The following is a 17,979-nucleotide window of genomic DNA, read 5'->3' as shown; positions in this document are numbered from 1 at the left end:
ATAATCTCCACTCTCGAAATAACCCATATACTGGAGTAGGGCGCGCGGTATTAATAAATCAACCGTTAGTTGAGGCAAGCTGTGAAGCGCCAGCTAACCCCTTCCCAATGCAGCTATGTCCCTCCTTAACCATGATAAATAAAAAAAGACTTGTTCTTCTGAAGAATTCATGATATATTACTTCTTGCATTGCATTGATTGTTTTCTTTGCGGTCATGGCGGAATTGGCAGACGCGCTGGCTTCAGGTGCCAGTGGTAGCAATATCGTGGAGGTTCGAGTCCTCTTGACCGCATAATGGTTTTAACCGCAATGCAAGCTAAGGCCCTTCTTAAATGAAGGGTCTTTTTTTTGCTGAGAAAAGAATATAGGCGAAAAACCGAATACAATGTGCTGGCGTGACGGTGAGCGGACCAGTGTATGCGAAAAACCGAACACAATGGCCGTGTGCAGCCGCGAAGTAGAACACTATTCACCCGTTAGGGTGAATGTGTACTTAACAGCCCCCTTTCACCACAATCCCGCGGCAAAAGGGGGCTGCTGCATTAACATGCATGGCTCATCACATTTTTGCTGGTACACTGGGCGCCTACCTACTCTACCTACCCCCGCCAGATGTCAGCGATCCGCACCGGCTGGCCGGTCTTCATGGAGCGGTTAGCGGCTATACCCGTCATGATGGACATCGCGCCGTCCTTGTGCGAAGCTGCGCGGTTAAAGCGGTCTTCCTGCTTTTTGTCAAAAATATCGCTCAGCAGCACCGGATCACCGCCGCCGTGTCCACCGCTGCTGCTCTCGAACTCTACGCGGTAAGGCTCCTTGAAGTGCGGATAGATCATGATGCTGACGCCTTCCAGCGCGCCTTCGTTCTCTTTTTTGCCGCCGGAATTGACGTAGGACTGCTCGGTAATCCGCACCTCCATCCGGCCTTGTGTACCGTTGAACACGATGATGAAGCCCTCCCACGGCATATATGCGTTAAGCGAATAGTTCATGACGGTCTTATTCTTGTATTTGACCATGACATTCATAGTGTCCTCGATGCTGATATTGTCCCCGAACACACTCTGGTCGCGCTGGTACCCGTCCTCGTGCTCGGCATCCAGGTACATGCTCTTCAGGTGTTCATTACGGTCCAGGTGTAGCGCGAACGGGTCGTTCTCGGCAGCCTTGCTGCCGTAGGCACGCTGGTAGAACTCGGTGATGCCCCGTTTCTCGGCATTCTCTCTCCCGTAGAAGCGCAGATCGCCCATGGCGAAGACCGTGTCCGGCTGCGACCCCAGCCAGAAGTTCATCAGGTCGAAGTGATGCGTCGATTTATGCACCAGCAGGCCGCCGCTGTTCCGCTTGTCGCGGTGCCATCTGCGGAAATAGTCCGCTCCATGCTGGGTATTCAGCAGCCACTCGAAGTTCACGGACAGAATTTCGCCCAGCACGCCGTCCATAATGACCTCACGGATCTTCGTGTTATGCGGCGCATAGCGGTAGTTGAAGGTTACCCGCAGATTCCGGCCGGTACGCTCAATCGCATCGAAGATCTCCCGGCATTTCTCCTCGTCAATCGTCATCGGCTTCTCGGAAATGACATCACAGCCCAGCTCCATCGCGCGGATGATGTACTTGTGATGCGTCCGGTCAATCGTAGTCACCAGCACGAAGTCGGGCCGGGTCTCGGTGATCATCCGGTCGAAGTCTTCAGCCTTATACGTAGGAACCTCATGATAATCGTATTTGCCCGTAAGCATATGATTGGCGAAATTCATCCGTGTCTGATTGACATCGCAGAAGGCCACCAGCTCGGAGGTTTCCTTGTAAGCGGTAACAATAGCGCCATAGAAAAATTCAGCCCGGCCGCCAGTGCCGACAAGTGCATATTTCTTTTTGGACAAGGGGATCACTCCATTTACTTGGATTTGATTCTATTTTATAGTATAGAAAATGCAGAAAGTGAACGGTATTTAGTCTATTTTGCTCAAAAGTGTGTATATCTTATCCTGGCAGGGGGCTTGGTGAAGGTGGAACCTATCTTTCAGATTGAGCAGCTGAGGCGCATCGGGCATTTCAATATGGACACCGACCATTTCCATGATTTCTACGAAATATATTATCTGCTGTCCGGGCAGCGGCACTATTATATCCGCAATGGAATGTACGCGCTGGAGGCCGGAGACCTCGTGTTTATTAACAAAAATCACCTTCACCGCACAACTGGTGGAAGCCATCTGCCACATGAGCGGGTACTGATCAGCTTCAATGATGCCTATCTGGAGCCGGTGGCACCCGGGGCAGATTGGATGAATGTGTTCGAAGGCGAGAGCTTCCTGCTGCGGCCCACGGCGCATGAACAAGGAGTCATTACAGATCTGCTCCAGGCGATGCAGGAGGAACAGAAGATGGGGCTGCGCTGGAGCACTGAATATACAAGGATGCTGCTGCTGCAACTGCTGATTACGCTGGAGCGGATAAGGAGGGCGAAGCCCGCCCTGGTCTCCCCGGAGCAGAGCGAGGGGCAGCGCCGGGTGTACAGCATTATCGAATATCTGGACAACCATTACAGCGAGCGGCTGAGTCTTGGGGGAGTTGCCGAGCAGTTCTTCATAAGCGCAACATATCTGTGCCGGATTTTCAAGCAGACGACAGGCTTCACCATCATCGAATACCTTAACTATGTCCGCATCCGTGAGGCGAAGGCGCTGCTCACACAGACGAAGTGGCCGATCACCCGGGTGGCGGCGGAGACGGGATTTGAGAGCATTGCGCATTTCGGGCGGGTGTTCAAGGCCATTACAAGGCGTTCCCCTCTCCAGTACCGCAAGCAGCACAGGGGATGACGATTACGGCTCCCATTCGCTGTTTTATTCGACAATAATGGTGGATATGTTACATATTTTTCAATCTTTTACTCAGGATTTGCCCTATAATAGGGAAGATTAAAATACAAATATTGGGGTGTGTTATGAAGATGAAATCAGGGGGCCTCTGGCTTGCTGCTGCCATGCTTGCCGTATCCGTAACCGGGTGTTCCTCGGATAAGGCGGGTCCCGCACCAGAAGACCTGGACAAGCTGAAGACAGAGATTAGTGAGCTGCAAAAGGAGAACAAATTCCTAAAGGAACAGAATGAGATGTTAAAGGAGAGCCTGGTAAAGCCTGTGACAGCGGAAGAGGAGGGCGGTACAGCTGAACTTCTTACTACCGAAGACAGCCCCGCAGCGCCTGAATCCGGGGATGACCACAAGCTGATGGTAAAAGGCACGCCGCTGGTTATTGAGGGGACGGGTGAGTATACCGTAACTAAGACTTCTTTTGGCAAAAAGATTAGTCCTTCCAATCCGGGGTCCTTCTACACCTACTATGAAGCCAAGGAACCAGGGACAATCTATCTGGCGATCACCTTGAAGGTGAAGAACCTGGCAGGTGAGGCTATGGATGCAGAGGATGTAGCGGATGTGGAGGTTACCTACGACAACAAATACAAGTATAGTACCTTTGATACCATGGAAGAGAAGGGCGGGGAAGACTTCACCTATACCAGTCTGTCAGAGATCGAACCGCTGAAGAACGGCACGCTGGTGTTCCTGGCCGAGGTGCCTGATGAAGTGAAGTCCAGCGGCAAGCCGCTATATGCCGACTTCAGCATCGGGGGCGAAACCTACCGTTATACCATTGCGAAATAAGAGAAGAGCCTGTGCGGCCGCAGAATGAACTGTGGTTGGCGCAGGCTCTTTGTTGGTGTTAAGGGATTAGTCCTGACCGAAAAAGGACGGCAGATACTCCCTGTTCGCTTCGAGCATCTCATCCAGCATGGCGATGGCTACTTCCACGGAAGGGACGAGTGGGTGATGGGCCAGCGCCTGGATCGCCAGACTGCGGTCTCCAGTAACAGCGGCGTCGATGGCGAGCTGTTCATAGACTTTGACGGCATGAATCAGCCCCTTCGCCATCGGCGGAATCTGGGTCAGCGGGAGGGGGAGGGGGCCAGTCTTAGTGACGACACAGTTCACCTCGATACTGGCATCGTCCGGCAGGAAGTCTATGGTGCCCCGGTTTGCCACATTCAGCGTCTGAATGTCATTGGTGCCACTATAAAGCGAGCGCATCAGGTTCACGGCCGCTTCGGAATAAAAGGCTCCGCCGCGCTGCTCCAGCTGCTTCGGCTTCTCATCCAGCGCAAGGTCGCTGTAGATGGCGAACAGCTCCTCCTCCACACGCTTAACGACTTCGGCACGGTTCCCGCCTTGGGCGGCGGCTTCCTGCTGCTCCGCGAGCATCGCATCGGTCATGTAGAAGTACTTCAGATAATACGAAGGCAAGGCGTGCAGCGATTTCAGGAATTCGGGGTTCCATTCGCGTGCCGGAACATTCTTCGCGCTGTAGCCAGTGGTATCCTCCAGCATCTCCTGCAGCTTGTCTTCACCCTCCACATCAATGCGGGTAATCCAGTGCAGGTGGTTCAGGCCGACGAACTCGGCGTAGATCCGGTCAGGGGTCGCGCCATATTTGGCCGATACCTGCTTAATTAGGCCAATCGGGGCATTACAGAGACCGATGCTCTTCACCTTGGAGTACCGCAGCACGGCTTCGGTGACCATACCTGCGGGATTGGTGAAGTTGAGCAGCCAGGCGTCCGGTGCCAGCTCCTCGATATCCCGGCAGATGCCGAGAATGACCGGGATGGTGCGCAGCGCCTTCAGCATGCCGCCGGGACCGGTCGTCTCTTGGCCGATCACGCCGTATTTCAGCGGAATCGCTTCGTCGCGGGCGCGGGCATCCAGCATGCCAACGCGGATCTGCGTGCTGACGAAGTCCGCACCGGCAATGGCCTCGCGGCGGTCGGTGGTGAGATGGACCTCGATCGGCAGGCCGGACTTTTCCACCATACGCTTCGCCAGAGCGCCCACGATGTTCAGCTTATGCAGACCAGCCTCAATGTCTACGAGCCACAGCTCCCGGACCGGAAGCTCCTTATGATTGAGGATGAAGCCTTCTACCAGTTCGGGGGTATAGGAAGAACCTCCGCCGATGACGGCAATCTTAAGACCTTGGTTCGTTGTCACAATGAATCACTCCTGTCTGGTGGTAGTGGGAATAAGCTCGAACTCCCTGTAAGCACGCATCGTCTCATACATAGCCTGGCTGACGGTGATCCCGTCACTCTCCAGTGCCGACCAGAGAGCGCCGATCACAGGCTCGGTGGACAGTGTGACCACCGCCGCCTCCGGTGCCGCTTCGTGTACCGCCTGCTCGATCGGACCGCGAATCCAGCCGCGGTCGCCCCGGGTCAGCAGGCTTCCGGCCAGCACCACATTGAATTCATCGTTCTCCATACCGAGCCGATGAATGACGGCCGCCGCAGCCTTGCCAAGCTCCACGCCTTGGCGGTTCAGGATCGCCAGAGCGGCGGCATCGCCCTCAGCCGCTGCCGGGAAGAGCAGGCGGGCCGCATCAAGCGGTACCTGCTTCCCGTGATCCAGGAAGTCATCGTACATGTCTTCCACCTGCTCATAGCCGAGCAGCCTGAGGAGCGGCTCCGTCAGCAGCGTGGGGGCCTCGCGGCCGTCCCAGGCCCGGATCACTGTGCGGAACACCTCGATGTTCAGCGCGCCGCCGCCGCCGAAATCGCCGTACATATAATCGAAGCCGCCGCATTGGAAGTGGCGGCCTTGCGCATTACGGCCCGCCGCATTGGTGCCGGTGCCGCAGATCAGGGCTACGCCGTAGGAGCGGTCCGTCCCCGCCCGCAGGCCGATCATCGTATCGCCGCTGATCGTGTACTGTGTGAATCCGATCCGGCGGATCATCGGATGAAGAGTATTATAATCGGTCTGGCGGTCCGCCCCGGCCAGCCCGAGGTAGGCATGGCGGAGATGCTCCAGCCGGAGCCCGGCTTCGGCCAGCGCGCCGAAGGCTGCTTCGCGGATGCTTGCTTCTGCCTGCTGCACGCTGGTCTGGTGATTGCCGTTGCCGCTCCGGCCCTTGCCGAGGATGCGGCCTTGTTCATCGCATATGAGGGCGTAGGTTTTGCTGCCGCCCCCGTCGATTCCCATATAATAAGCCATTGATTTGTCACTCCTAGAGTTTTGTCTTCGTGGATTCCCGCACAATAAGCTCCGGATCGATCCGGATAGCAGAGCCGCGCTTCATCTCCCCGCTGATCCGGCGCAGCAGCATGTCAGCGGCGGCGACTCCGATCTTGTCCGCCGGCTGGCGCACAGTGGTCAGATGCGGGTGGAGCTGGGAGGCGATATAGTGGTCGTCGTAGCCGACTACAGCAACCTCCTCCGGCACCTTCACTCCCGCCTCCATCAGCGCATTGATCACCCCGAGGGCGATATTGTCATCTCCGGCGAATACGGCCCCCGGCAGCTTACCCTCCGCAAGCCAGCGCTGCACTGTATCGTAGCCCATGGCGATCTCGAATTCACCGGGCACGATCTCGAACGGAGCGAGGCCCTGCTCCTGCAGCGCTTGCAGGAAGCCCGCGCGCCGCTCCCGCGTACTGCGGAACATCTCCTGCCCGCAGAGATGGGCAATGGAGGTATGCCCCAGCTCAAGCAGGTGGCTGGCTGCGGCATACCCGCCTTTGAAGTTGTCGATGGTAATGGAATAGCTGTCATTCTCCGGCAGCTGGTTGTCAATCAGCACATAGGGAATGCCCCGCCGCTTCAGCTCGACAATATAATTGTCCTCTCTGATCGGGGAGAGCAGGATGAGGCCGTCCACCCGGTCTTCCTGAATAAGGTAGTGGCTCTCCCCGGAGCCAATGCCATCATGCACGGAGATGGCCAGATAATATCCGTGCAGGGCGAGCGTCTCATTCAGTTCCTTGACCACAGCATCGAAGAAGGAATCCTGCAGGGTCGTTACGATCAGGCCGATGATGCCGGTCTTGCCGCTGGCCAGACTGCGGGCTGCTGCATTCGGGCGATAATCCAGCTCCTTGATTGCGTCGAGCACCTTCTGGCGGTTGTTCTCCCGCACAGACGTTGCTCCGTTTAATACCCGCGATACGGTGACCACGGACAGCCCTGATTTTTTGGCTACATCAAAAATACTTACTTTCATCTCAAGCGCTCCTTGCGGCAGATTTGCGGGTGCTGATATTGGTTCTCCAGTAAACAGGCAATGCAAGGGTTCAATCTTGATCCTAATATTAGCCCAACGAGCTTCTCAAAAGTATGAGCGCTTTAACTTTAAGGACAAATCAAAGCGGTGAAAAGGGAATTGAATGTAGATAATGGTCCTATTCAAAATGTTGGATCTGACGCTGTATGAGTTTGAAAATATTATGTCTAAATAATTAAGTTAAATCGCTTAAACTTAATGCCCAGCTGTTGACCTTATCATAGTGGATGATCAGGAAATAATCAACAGTTCGTTAAGGCTATAGTGGCGGAGTTTCGAAAAAACCAACCCTCACTCAAAAAAAACCAAAAAACCGTCCGGCACGCCGGACGGTCCTTGCACCCCTATTAGCCGGTGCGCGGCTTAATTCAGTTCCACTGATGATCGCCGGACAGATACTTCTCCGTCAGTACCGACAGCAGCTCGATCCCGACCTGATTCTGTCCGCCTTCCGGGATGATCAGGTCCGCGTATTTCTTGGAGGGCTCGATGAAGGCCTCGTGCATCGGCTTCACCGTGGTCAGGTACTGCGTATGGATCGAACGGATCGTCCGCCCGCGTTCCTCGATATCCCGCAGCACCCGGCGCAGGATACGCACATCGGGATCGGTGTCCACAAACACCTTGATGTTGAGCTGCTCGCGCAGCTTCTCATCGGACAGCACATGCAGTCCTTCCAGAATGACGATATTATTCGGGGCGAGCTCCACGGTCTTCTCGGTTGAACGGGCATGAACCGTGAAGTCATACACGGGAGCGAAGGCGGCTTGTCCCGCTTTGAGACAATCCAGATGCTCGATCAGCAGTTCAGTGTCAAAGGCCAGCGGGTGGTCGTAGTTAATTGCACCGCGTTCAGCCATGCTGAGGTAAGAATGGTCTTTATAGTAGTTATCCTGGGATATGAATGTTACTTTGTCAGAGCCAAGACGGTCAATCACGGAGCGCGCTACCGTTGTCTTGCCGGAGCCGGTCCCGCCGGCGATACCAATAATAAGCATGGTGAATTTATAAACCTCCCTAAGCAATTGCCTTTGCAATTCCAATATTGTAGCACAGCGGTCAACTTATTTCACCTTGCTGGAGAGGAATATCATGTGAACATTCTAATAATTCGGTTATTTTGTAGAGGAATGATATAATTTCAACGATTCATTCAGTTCGGGTGCTACGGAGAAGGGGGCTAGGAGAACAAAATGAACGAGGAGAATGCTTTAATGGAGGCGTTCGGCAGGACGCAGGTGCAGCTTGCAGGCCATGGCGGACGGGACGCAGCCGTACTCAAGAAAGCGCTGGCTAGTGTAGAGGACAGTCTCGCTGCGGACATGTACGGGACAGGAACGGTGATTGAGGAGTTCCAGGCGGAGATGGCGGAGGCGCTGGGCAAAGAATGCAGCGTGTTCTTCCCCAGCGGCACGATGGCCCAGCAGATTGCCCTGCGGATCTGGAGTGACCGGGAGGGCAGCAAAAAGGTCGCTTATCACCCGCTATGCCATCTGGAGATTCATGAGCAGGACGGCCTGAAGGAGCTGCATTATCTGGAGCCGCTACTGCTGGGGAGTGCAGACCGGCTGATTACCCTGGAGGATGTGAAGGGCATGGGGCCGGGGATCGCCTGTCTGCTGCTGGAGCTGCCGCAGCGCGAGATCGGCGGACAGCTGCCGGAGTATGCCGAGCTGGAAGCGATATCGGCGTATTGCCGGGAGCAGGGAATTAAGCTCCACCTGGACGGGGCGCGGCTGTTCGAGGTGCTGCCTTACTACGGCAAGACGGCGGCCGAGGTCTGCGCGCTGTTCGATAGTGTATATGTCTCCTTCTACAAGGGCATCGGAGGGATTGCCGGAGCGATCTTAGCCGGCAGCCGGGAGTTCACAGAGACCTCGAAGATCTGGAAGCGCCGCCATGGGGGCGACCTGATCAGTCTCTATCCCTATATTGTCCCGGCCCGGTATTATTACCAGCAGAGAATCGGCAGGATGTCAGAATACTATGAGCAGGCCAAGGAGCTGGCAGCCTTATTCAACAGCTGCCATAAGGTATCCACGCTGCCGGAGGTTCCGGTCTCGAATATGTTCCACATTCATTTCGCGCTGCCTCTGGAGCAGCTTGCCCCTGTATTGATTGGGATCTATAACGAGACCGGCATTGGCCTGACACCACGGCTCAAGCCAACCGGCGGGAACTCCTGCTACTACGAGCTGAACATCGGCGATGTCTACGGCGGACTCTCCAAGCCTGCTCTGAGGGAAACGTTCCGGCTGCTGGATGAGCGGCTGAAGCAGCTCTGATCAGCAAGCTTGCCAAGCCAAGAGAAGAAGCCTCTGCGGATTTACCCGCAGAGGCTTCTTTACCTTACATGCAGTTCAGCACCCGCCTCACGTAGAGTCCTAGGCCTGACTCCGCAGAACCATTTTTCTAACCGGTCCGGCCACCATCTGCTTCTCCGCCCCGTTCAGTCCGAACAGCCACATGGTAAGCACATAGAGGAGGGAGTACAGGATGACATACATGCCAAGGTACACGTAAGAAGTAATGCTCACGAAGCTAAGCAGGAACCCGCACACACCGGACAACAGCACCACCGGAATGAAGACGCGGATGATCTGCAGCCAGAAGTGAAGAATATCGAACTTCAATTTATATTTGTAGTACACATTATTCAGGCATACATTGATGATCATCCCGATAGCCGTAGCAATGGCGCAGCCTGTAATCCCCCAGATCCGGATGAACCAGAAGGTTAAGGCCACCTTCAGAATAGCAACTGAGAAGTAGATGAAGGCCTTCACCCTGTGCATATTCATCGCTTCCAGCATGGTGGCGAACAGCGATTGCACAATCGACGTGATCTGGGGAATGATGATGATCAGCGCAACCGTGTACGCATATTTGTAATCCTGGCCGAGCCAGATCAGAATGAAGCTCTGTCCGAATAACACGAAGCCCGAGACGATGTAGCCTACGATCAGCGCCTGGATTCTGCCTATTTTGACCAGCTCCAGCATTAAGGCCGCCTGATCTGCCCCCTTGACGATCATCTTGGTGAGCTTCGGCAGATAGAAGCTGGCCAGCACATTGGAGAAATTGAGAATATACGTGTTGAGCTGGGCGGCGATGGCGAAGATGGCGATGGGCGTAGCCCCGAGGAACATCCCGATGATCAGCGGATCAGCATTCGTATAGATCTGAAAGGCAATCGACGACAATAAGATATAGGAAGAATAGCTGAAGATCTCCTTGAACAGCTTGGTATCGAAGCCGTGGAACCGGACTTTCAGATTCAGCTTGGTCCGGCAAAAGACCACGTTAATCACGCCGATCGTCAGGTTCAGCACAAGCGCAACGGTGACCATTCCTGTCGATCTGAAATCGAACAGCAGGACCAGTACCATCATGGCGGGAGAGAGGACCACGCGGATCAGATTGATGATTTTGAGATAGACGAACCGCTCATAGGCCGTAATGATCGAGCTGAAGATATTCAGCGGGAACGAGACCGCTACATTGATGGCGGCAATGATAAATATGGTCTTCAGAATGCCCAGCTCAGCTTCATCGAGGCTGCTAAAGATCACATCGAAATTAAATACCAGAATCACACTGGCAAGTAAGGAGAGGAGTCCGATGGCTGAGAAAAGCAGCAGGAACATTCCGTTAATATTGCGCTGGCCTGCGGAGTCATTCTCAGAGATGTATTTCGCATTGAAGCGGATGACCGCACTGCCGAAGCCCAGATCCAGCAGGACGATATAGGCGATGATGGAGTTCACCAGCGCGAATAATCCATATTCGGATTTCCCCAGGGTCGACACAATAAACGGCGTCGAGCCCAGGGAGATAATAACGCCTAGAAATACCGAAGCATAGGTTATGATTGCAGCAAGTTTTATATTTGTTTTCAAGGGTGGGATCGCTTCCTCGCTACAGAGAGTGTCTTGTGCTTATCTTAAGCGGTAACGATAGACGAAGCAGGTTCTCTAGCGCTGCTGCTTGCCATGGATTCAATGATCTGGCTGTAATGCTGGACCGAGAATTCATTATTGTACCGGGGGCGCTGGATCGTCTTCAGTTCTTCCAGCAATGCCGGGATGTGCTTCACATCGTTCGTGAATTTCACATAACCCAGATGCTTGATCCATTCGTAGCTGCCTACGACCTTATAATTGTAATTCCCCAGTGCAATACAAGGCGTGGACGTAATCGCCGCAAAAATCATCCCGTGCAGCCGGTCCGTAATCACAACCTCGGCCTCCTTGAACTGATTCCATAAGGTGTTCAGCTCGTGGTCCCGGTCTTCCAGGGAGACAGAGCGGAGGATGCAGGTATCCGTGAACGTAGTGTTGCTGTAGTGTTTGGAGGTGTACTCCTGGATGACCTTCTTGTCCTGCTCGCTGAAAATGCTCTCCTTATCGGCTCTAATGCACAGAAGGGCACCGTGGCGCTCCTTGGGAGGGTCGGTGATGTCCAGAGACATTACAATGTCCGGCGTTAACAGCACTGCGTTGTTTCTGAAACCGGCTTTCATAATTTCATACGACGTTGCCTCTCTGGCGACCAGCGTGAGGTCTTTGTGGGAGCCATAGATATCCTGTGTCTTCTTGAACTCCGCGCGGCCCAGCTCGGTATCACCGAAGTAGATGGTTTGCGGGAAGACGATGATTTTGTTATTTGGGAATTCAGAGATAATCTTGCGGCGCACCTCTTCCTCGCGGAAATACTCGATTCCGAAGTTGCCCCCGCCCTGAAGCACGAAGATATCCTCCGGCGAACAGAATTCCTCCAGGCACTTCATGTTATGCATCAGCCGGTTGGCTACAATCTCTATGAGCGTATAGTCGGGAAAAGCTTTCCGCAAAAAATTCATCTGCGCATAAGTGATGGCGTGATCGCCCAGATTGTCATGCTCGGGGGAGCCGACGACGTAAATGGCTTTCGTTTTGTCTTTATATGCATTCCGGTAGCTCAGATAGCCCTTATAATATTGATAGACAGGAATATTGCTTACATAATTGCGGAAAGACAGCGGCAGGATTTTCTCAAGGGCTTGACTCATATCATATTACTTCCCTTCAAACGGAGTTTGGAATAATACAGCATTTTGTATACCGTGGAGCTGGTCAGAATAAGCAGGGCTGCGGTCTTCATCTCCCGGCGGATAATACGGTTGCGCAGGATTGCGGAGGTATGCTTGCTCAGGAACCCGCCCAGCTCGGCCAGATATTCCTTGTTCACTGCAGTCTCGCCGGTAATCAGCTGGAAGTTGCACAGCTCAATGCCTTCGGTTACGGTCCGGGATAACGAGATTTCTTTGGCGATCGGATAGTTTTTATCCTGAATCGTCTCGTAGATCTCCAGCGCCGCACAGAAGCGGTCGTAATATTTCCGGTTGTTCATCGCTCCGGTGATGCTGTCGCTTCGCTTCAGATACAGGTATTTGGGGGAGTCCAGCGAGACGGTCTTGTTCGCCTGGAGGAATAATTTATAGGTGGTAAAAATGTCCTCGAAATATCGGCCGACCGGATATCTCACCTGGCTGAACAGCTCGGCCTTATACAGCTTATCCCAGGCAAGGTTCTGGATCTCGGTATCTTCCAGCAGCTTGTCAAAGGCATGCGCGTTATCGTATACACGCACCTGGTGCGTGAAGGACTTTTCCAGCTTGACCTCATCCTGCACCTCACAATGACCGCATACAGCGATATCTGCATTGTGGGCGGTGATGAGTCCGTGCAGGGCTTCATACATGTCCGGTTCTATCCAGTCATCGCTGTCAACGAACCCGATATACCGGCCTTGGGCCACATCAATACCATAGTTCCGGGCATCGGACAATCCGCCGTTCTGCTTATGAATAACTATGACACGGGGGTCCAGCTCCTTGTAATACTCGCATATCTCGCCGCACTTATCGGGTGATCCGTCATTGACCAGAATCAATTCAAAGCTGCGGAAGGTCTGCGCCAATATCGAATCCACACACTTCCTCAGGTACAATTCCACGTTGTAGATAGGCACAATAATACTTATCTCTGGCTTCACTCGAGCAGTCACTTCCTTTCCCGGTTCTGATTCGGGTCTACGCGTCACTTGATTTGTGAATATCTTACTATCCGGGTCAAAAGGTTGTATATACTACTAAAGTGTACTTATCCGTAATGCAGGGTACCTCGCAGCAGCAAAAAGGGGCTATCCCAAAAGGGATAGCCCGCAGCTTTTAAGTAGGATTAACGTGAGCACATAGGTGGACGCTCCGCGAACGGACCGTTGTTACAATCGCTGTTGTGTCCGGATTTTATTGTATTTACCTTAGCGGTGAAAATCCGAACACAAAGGCGACCGCTGCCGCTTTTCCACAATCGTTCCGTTCGCTCCGCTGTTTAAGCGGGATGCATATTTCATTCTTTCAAAAACGATTTCTACGGACAGATTGCGGGGCAATCAGTTAAATGTAATCGTCAGCGAGCTCGTAAAATGGCCCTCCGGCGGCAGGGAGATGACGTTTTGCTTTTCCCGGAAATCGCCAGTGAAGCCTTCGATATCGGCGACACCATGCCAAGGCTCAATACACACGAACGGTGCATTCTTCGGCTGCCAGATGCCGAGATCGGGGAAGCCCGTGAAGGCGACCGTTACGCTCCGGTCAGACTGTCTGCTTTTGAGGGCAACCGATTTGGACTGGACATTGCGGAAGACGAGGGCGTCATGCGCGAACATCTCGTGGTTCAGCGGCATCTTGTTGTCCACGCCGAGCATGGTCTCGCTGGTACCCTGGATGATCTGGCCGGTCTTGTTCAGGAACAAGCGCTCCAGGCGCTCCGGCTGTTCGAATTCAAGGTAATAGTCGGTGAAGCTGCCTTCTCCGCCAATCGGGCAGTTGAACGCCGGATGGGTGCCGAGCTGGAAGAAGATCTCTTGTCCGCCGGGGTTCTCCACACGGTAACCGATCTCAAGCGTATTGCCGCTCAGGGTGTAGGTCAGGAACAGGTTGAACGGGTAGGGATAACATGCCAGAGTGTTCTCGCTGTGCGATAGCCGGTAGACCGCCTGCGTCTCGCTTGCTTCCACCAGCGTGAATTCACTGCGTCTGGCGAAGCCGTGATTGGCCAGCTTGTACGCCTGCCCGTCCACCTGGATCTCGCCGCCCATGGCTGCCCCGATAATCGGGAACAGCACCGGCGAACGGCCTGTCCAGTAAGCGGCATCCCCGCTCCACATATATTCCGTCCCGGTATCTGTTCTTTTGAAGCTGACCAGCTCTGCTCCGAGTGAATGAATCTCGGCTACGGCTGAGCCGCTGCGTAAAATGGTATTCATGCTCTGTACCCCTCCCGTAATGGTAATGCTAACGTCTCATATTCTAACAGAATTCTGCCCAAAATTATTACAGTATGTAAAATGACAAAAACAAGGAATGAGTTAACATAGATAGCAAGGCAGTGACGGAGCAGATACACCCATAAGAGCGAATGAAACGGAGGAACAGTCCATGCAGCTGAAGCAAATATTCGTGAACGGTGAGCGACTGAGGAATACGATAGAGACCTTTGCCGATTTCGGGCGGACAGACCATAACGGAGTTACACGGCTGTCGCTGTCGGAGCAGGATGTGCGGGTGCGCGGCTATTTCACTGCCTGCTGCGAAGAACTGGGCATGAGCGTAAAGGTGGATGATATGGGCAATATGTATGCCACTCTGGCTGGCAGTGAAGAGGGGCCGCCCATAGTGATGGGCTCGCATCTGGATACCGTTAAGAAGGGCGGCAGATTCGACGGTGTGCTGGGGGTGATTGCCGGCCTTGAGGTAGTGAGAACCTTGGTGGATCACGGGATTAAGCCACGGCTGCCTGTCACGGTGATGAACTTCACCAATGAGGAGGGGGCGCGCTTCGAGCCGTCCATGATGGCCTCGGGCGTCTTGTCCGGCAAGTTCGATAAGGCGGCTATGCTGGAGAAGAAGGATGCGGAAGGCATCAGCTTCGGCGAGGCGCTGGAGGCCAGCGGTTATGCCGGGGAGGCGGAGAACCGGATCAGGGAAGCGGCGGCTTATCTGGAGCTGCATATTGAGCAAGGCCCTGTTCTGGAGAAGGAGAACGTTAAGATCGGATTGGTTGACTGTGTTGTGGGTATGGTCTGCTATGAGATTGAAGTGACCGGGGAGTCGGATCATGCCGGGACTACGCCGATGGATATGCGCCGGGATGCGCTGTTTGCCGCTACGGATATTATTACGGAGCTGCGCCGTAAGCTGGCCATGCTAGACCCTGAGCTGGTCTATACGATGGGCCGGATGAATGTGCTGCCGAATATCCATACCGTGATTCCGAACAAGGTGATCTTTACCGTGGAAGCGAGACATAAGGACATGGATGTGGTCCGTAAAGTTGAAGCGATTATTCACGGCCTGCCGGAGGAAGTGCTGGAATGCGGCGTATCGAAAACAAAGCTGTGGGGCCGCGACACGGTATGGTTCGATCCGGGGATATGTGCGCTGGTAGAGCAGGCTGCGCAGAAGCTCGGTTACAGTAGCCGGAAGCTGGCGAGCGGCGCGGGGCACGATGCCCAGTTCGTGGCCGGGTTCCTGCCGTCGGCGATGATTTTCGTTCCAAGTGTGAACGGGAAAAGCCATTGCGAGGAAGAGCTCACCTCCTATGAGGATTGTGAAATGGGTGTGAATGTGGTGCTGGAGACGGTGCTGTCGCTGCTATCCCGTGCCTGAGGGGCGGGTAGGCTAGGCGAACTCCATAGTTTGGCGATGAAGACACTTAACGGTGTCTTTTTTCGTGTTGGTGAAGGTGCGTGGGCCGGATATAGCCCAAAGGGAGCGAATGTGGAGCACTATACTGCACTAGAATCTGCCGGAAGCGGGCGGTACGTGATCTCACCTGGCAGGCAGGCTGACTGGGTTAAGTTAATTAGCTGTAGAGTTAAGGGGAGCCGTGAACAGCGGTTTTAATCAGGAAATTCAAATACAACAGCGGCCGGAAGTCCAAAACTTCTCTGGAGTCACGGCTTATCCCCAAACGTAATCTTTTGACCGAATCAATCCTGATTTCTCAATATCCGTATGCAATTCCTGTGCTGGACAGGGTATAAGCAAGATATCGATATCGCGGCAAGAATGGGAGATAGTCAAGGCGGGGGCGGAAACGTTAAGTTAGATAAGCAGGAGGGCAGAACACAGCAGGTCGGCAAACGAAGCGATCGTTCACCTCCGGCAGCTCTATGTCTATCATGAACACACGGGGGAGATGTGAAGGATGAAGAGATCTTGGAGAAGGCGGCTACTGATGAGTGCCAGTCTGCTGCTGGCGATAGGCGGACTGGCAGGCTGCTCGGGTGGCGCAGACGGGAATAAGAACGCGGAGGGCGCTGCGGCCAATGAGCCGACGCCGATCTCCATCTGGGCGTCATTGAACACGAATGTCTCGATCACGCTGAAGAATATGAGTGAGATCACGGCGATTCAGGAGTGGGAAAAGAAGACCCATATTAAGACGGAATTCCAGCATCCGGCGGTCGGGGCAGAGACGGAGCAGTTCAACGTGATGCTGGCCTCCAATAAGCTGCCGGATGTGATGTTCGTCTATGGCGATTATTCCAAGCTGTACACGGACGGCAGCATCATTAAGCTGAATGACCTGATCGATAAGTACGCGCCTAACCTGAAGAAGATTCTGGACGAGAATCCCGAGGTGGCGAAGCAGTTGAAAGCGGATAACGGAGACATCTATGCCATCCCGCATCTACGGCTGGGCAAGTACAAGACCTTCGGCGGCATGTTCATCCGCCAGGACTGGCTGGATGAACTGAAGCTGCCGCAGCCGGAGACGATTGCGGAGTGGGAGACGGTACTGCAGGCCTTCAAGGAGAAAAAGGGCGTAAGCGCCCCGCTCCTGTACGGCGCTCCGCCCAAGCTGACGACGATGGGCCCGGCGGCCGCGAATTTCCTGGAGGCCTACGGAATCACCAATACGATCTTCCTCAAGGACGGCAAGGTGGCGTTCGGGCCGGTCGAGCCGGAATTCAAGGAGTTCCTGACTACCTTCCACCGCTGGTATCAGGCGGGGCTGATCGATCCTGACTTCGCCACCAATGATCAGAAGACCTTTGATGCCAAGATTCTGAGCGGCCAGGCCGGTGCCTTCTTCACTTACATCGGCGGCGGCATCGGGCGATATCTGCCCGCTCTCCAGGAGAAGGAGCCGCAGGCCAATCTTACGGCCGTCCAGTTCCCCGTAGTGAACAAGGGCGATGAGCCGATGTTCACCGGCCGGTCCTGGGAGTGGAGCGGTGCCGGAGCAACGATCACCAAGAGCAACAAGCACCCCGAGGAGACCGTGAAGGCGCTGGATTATTTCTTCAGTGAAGAAGGCCATATGCTGAAGAACTTCGGCGTAGAAGGGGTGACGTACACGATGAAGGACGGGTATCCAACCTACACGGATGAGATTCTGAAGAATCCGGACGGGTTGTCGGTGGTTCAGGCGATGGCGAAGCATTTCATTGCCAACTATCCGTTTGTCGGGGAGGATGACGACCGGTACAACGAGCAGTATTACCAGTTCCAGCAGCAGAAGGACGCGGTAACGCTCTTTTCCAAATACAGCGACAATACGCTCAAGGTCGGTCTTCCTCCGGTCAGCCTGACTACTGAGGAATCCAGTGAGTACAGCAAAATCATGAGTGACATCACCACCTACCGCGATGAAATGTTCATCAAGTTCGTCATTGGTGCTGAGCCGCTGGAGAACTTCGATAAGTTCACAGCCCAGATCGGCAAATTCAATGTGAAAAGGGCGATTGAAATTCAGCAGGCGGCGGTAGACCGTTACAACGCAAGATAAATCAGGATTCAGGTCA

Annotated in this window: 14 protein-coding genes and 1 tRNA gene; 6 read left to right on the top strand and 9 right to left on the bottom strand. The window is 54.1% G+C overall.

Annotated features, from left to right (window positions below; all coding sequences use genetic code 11):
* Positions 1-209 precede the first annotated feature (209 nt).
* Positions 210-293, top strand: a tRNA-Leu gene (locus ACFSX3_RS04650).
* A 307-nt stretch (positions 294-600) separates the two neighbouring features.
* Here the strand turns inward: ACFSX3_RS04650 and ACFSX3_RS04645 are convergent.
* The gene (locus ACFSX3_RS04645; protein ID WP_209994059.1) at positions 601-1,887 is read right to left on the bottom strand and encodes a Gfo/Idh/MocA family protein; all 1,287 of its coding nucleotides are present in this window, start codon (positions 1,885-1,887) and stop codon (positions 601-603) included.
* A gap of 126 nt (positions 1,888-2,013) precedes the next feature.
* Between ACFSX3_RS04645 and ACFSX3_RS04640 the strand changes: the two genes are divergently transcribed.
* Together ACFSX3_RS04640 and ACFSX3_RS04635 are read left to right on the top strand one after the other, a co-directional pair.
* Positions 2,014-2,829 (top strand): helix-turn-helix domain-containing protein, encoded by an 816-nt coding sequence (locus tag ACFSX3_RS04640; RefSeq protein WP_379258432.1) that lies wholly within the window; start codon positions 2,014-2,016, stop codon positions 2,827-2,829.
* Between the two features lie 125 nt (positions 2,830-2,954).
* Entirely contained in the window at positions 2,955-3,674 is a 720-nt protein-coding gene (locus tag ACFSX3_RS04635; RefSeq protein ID WP_379258430.1) for a bZIP transcription factor, read from the top strand.
* 66 nt (positions 3,675-3,740) lie between these two features.
* On the opposite strand, the gene ACFSX3_RS04630 is transcribed toward ACFSX3_RS04635, so the two are convergent.
* The 4 genes from ACFSX3_RS04630 to udk all read right to left on the bottom strand — a co-directional run bounded on the left by ACFSX3_RS04630 (position 3,741) and on the right by udk (position 8,120).
* Complete coding sequence (locus ACFSX3_RS04630) at positions 3,741-5,054, bottom strand: 6-phospho-beta-glucosidase (RefSeq protein WP_209994061.1); 1,314 nt, start codon at positions 5,052-5,054, stop codon at positions 3,741-3,743.
* Between the two features lie 6 nt (positions 5,055-5,060).
* Positions 5,061-6,056 carry an N-acetylglucosamine kinase gene (locus tag ACFSX3_RS04625; protein WP_209994062.1) on the bottom strand — a complete coding sequence of 332 codons (996 nt, stop codon included), beginning with the start codon at positions 6,054-6,056 and terminating at the stop codon, positions 5,061-5,063.
* Positions 6,057-6,069: 13 nt separating this feature from the next.
* Complete coding sequence (locus ACFSX3_RS04620; protein ID WP_209994063.1) at positions 6,070-7,062, bottom strand: LacI family DNA-binding transcriptional regulator; 993 nt, start codon at positions 7,060-7,062, stop codon at positions 6,070-6,072.
* Positions 7,063-7,490: 428 nt separating this feature from the next.
* On the bottom strand, positions 7,491-8,120 hold the full coding sequence (gene udk, locus ACFSX3_RS04615) for a uridine kinase (protein WP_036726376.1): 630 nt from the start codon (positions 8,118-8,120) through the stop codon (positions 7,491-7,493).
* A 195-nt stretch (positions 8,121-8,315) separates the two neighbouring features.
* On the opposite strand from udk, the gene ACFSX3_RS04610 reads away from it, so the two are divergent.
* Positions 8,316-9,407 (top strand): threonine aldolase family protein, encoded by a 1,092-nt coding sequence (locus tag ACFSX3_RS04610; RefSeq protein WP_209994064.1) that lies wholly within the window; start codon positions 8,316-8,318, stop codon positions 9,405-9,407.
* A gap of 99 nt (positions 9,408-9,506) precedes the next feature.
* On the opposite strand, the gene ACFSX3_RS04605 is transcribed toward ACFSX3_RS04610, so the two are convergent.
* The 4 genes from ACFSX3_RS04605 to ACFSX3_RS04590 form a co-directional block, all read right to left on the bottom strand.
* Positions 9,507-11,021, bottom strand: a complete 1,515-nt coding sequence (locus tag ACFSX3_RS04605) for an oligosaccharide flippase family protein (protein ID WP_209994065.1) — start codon at positions 11,019-11,021, stop codon at positions 9,507-9,509.
* Between the two features lie 44 nt (positions 11,022-11,065).
* Positions 11,066-12,172 (bottom strand): polysaccharide pyruvyl transferase family protein, encoded by a 1,107-nt coding sequence (locus ACFSX3_RS04600; protein WP_209994066.1) that lies wholly within the window; start codon positions 12,170-12,172, stop codon positions 11,066-11,068.
* Positions 12,169-13,158, bottom strand: a complete 990-nt coding sequence (locus ACFSX3_RS04595; RefSeq protein ID WP_209994067.1) for a glycosyltransferase family 2 protein — start codon at positions 13,156-13,158, stop codon at positions 12,169-12,171. Before ACFSX3_RS04595 ends, ACFSX3_RS04600 begins: the two co-directional genes overlap by 4 nt.
* 399 nt (positions 13,159-13,557) lie before the next feature.
* Positions 13,558-14,433 carry an aldose 1-epimerase family protein gene (locus ACFSX3_RS04590; RefSeq protein WP_209994068.1) on the bottom strand — a complete coding sequence of 292 codons (876 nt, stop codon included), beginning with the start codon at positions 14,431-14,433 and terminating at the stop codon, positions 13,558-13,560.
* A gap of 172 nt (positions 14,434-14,605) precedes the next feature.
* Here ACFSX3_RS04590 and ACFSX3_RS04585 point away from each other — a divergent pair, with 172 nt between their 5' ends.
* Together ACFSX3_RS04585 and ACFSX3_RS04580 are read left to right on the top strand one after the other, a co-directional pair.
* Positions 14,606-15,835 carry a Zn-dependent hydrolase gene (locus tag ACFSX3_RS04585; protein WP_209994069.1) on the top strand — a complete coding sequence of 410 codons (1,230 nt, stop codon included), beginning with the start codon at positions 14,606-14,608 and terminating at the stop codon, positions 15,833-15,835.
* 541 nt (positions 15,836-16,376) lie between these two features.
* On the top strand, positions 16,377-17,963 hold the full coding sequence (locus tag ACFSX3_RS04580) for an extracellular solute-binding protein (RefSeq protein ID WP_209994070.1): 1,587 nt from the start codon (positions 16,377-16,379) through the stop codon (positions 17,961-17,963).
* The last annotated feature ends 16 nt before the right edge of the window (positions 17,964-17,979 follow it).

The organism is Paenibacillus rhizoplanae (assembly GCF_042684125.1).
GTDB classification, from domain to species: domain Bacteria; phylum Bacillota; class Bacilli; order Paenibacillales; family Paenibacillaceae; genus Paenibacillus_AQ; species Paenibacillus_AQ rhizoplanae.
This window is presented reverse-complemented; position numbering and strand designations above follow the sequence as displayed.

What these genes read in the sequence shown, in the direction of transcription:
- ACFSX3_RS04635 (WP_379258430.1), top strand. Translation starts at nt 2,955, where the DNA reads ATGAAGATGAAATCAGGGGGCCTCTGGCTTGCTGCTGCCATGCTTGCC.
- ACFSX3_RS04625 (WP_209994062.1), bottom strand. Translation starts at nt 6,056, where the DNA reads ATGGCTTATTATATGGGAATCGACGGGGGCGGCAGCAAAACCTACGCC.
- ACFSX3_RS04620 (WP_209994063.1), bottom strand. Translation starts at nt 7,062, where the DNA reads ATGAAAGTAAGTATTTTTGATGTAGCCAAAAAATCAGGGCTGTCCGTG.
- udk (WP_036726376.1), bottom strand. Translation starts at nt 8,120, where the DNA reads ATGCTTATTATTGGTATCGCCGGCGGGACCGGCTCCGGCAAGACAACG.
- ACFSX3_RS04610 (WP_209994064.1), top strand. Translation starts at nt 8,316, where the DNA reads ATGAACGAGGAGAATGCTTTAATGGAGGCGTTCGGCAGGACGCAGGTG.
- ACFSX3_RS04600 (WP_209994066.1), bottom strand. Translation starts at nt 12,172, where the DNA reads ATGAGTCAAGCCCTTGAGAAAATCCTGCCGCTGTCTTTCCGCAATTAT.
- ACFSX3_RS04590 (WP_209994068.1), bottom strand. Translation starts at nt 14,433, where the DNA reads ATGAATACCATTTTACGCAGCGGCTCAGCCGTAGCCGAGATTCATTCA.
- ACFSX3_RS04585 (WP_209994069.1), top strand. Translation starts at nt 14,606, where the DNA reads ATGCAGCTGAAGCAAATATTCGTGAACGGTGAGCGACTGAGGAATACG.
- ACFSX3_RS04580 (WP_209994070.1), top strand. Translation starts at nt 16,377, where the DNA reads ATGAAGAGATCTTGGAGAAGGCGGCTACTGATGAGTGCCAGTCTGCTG.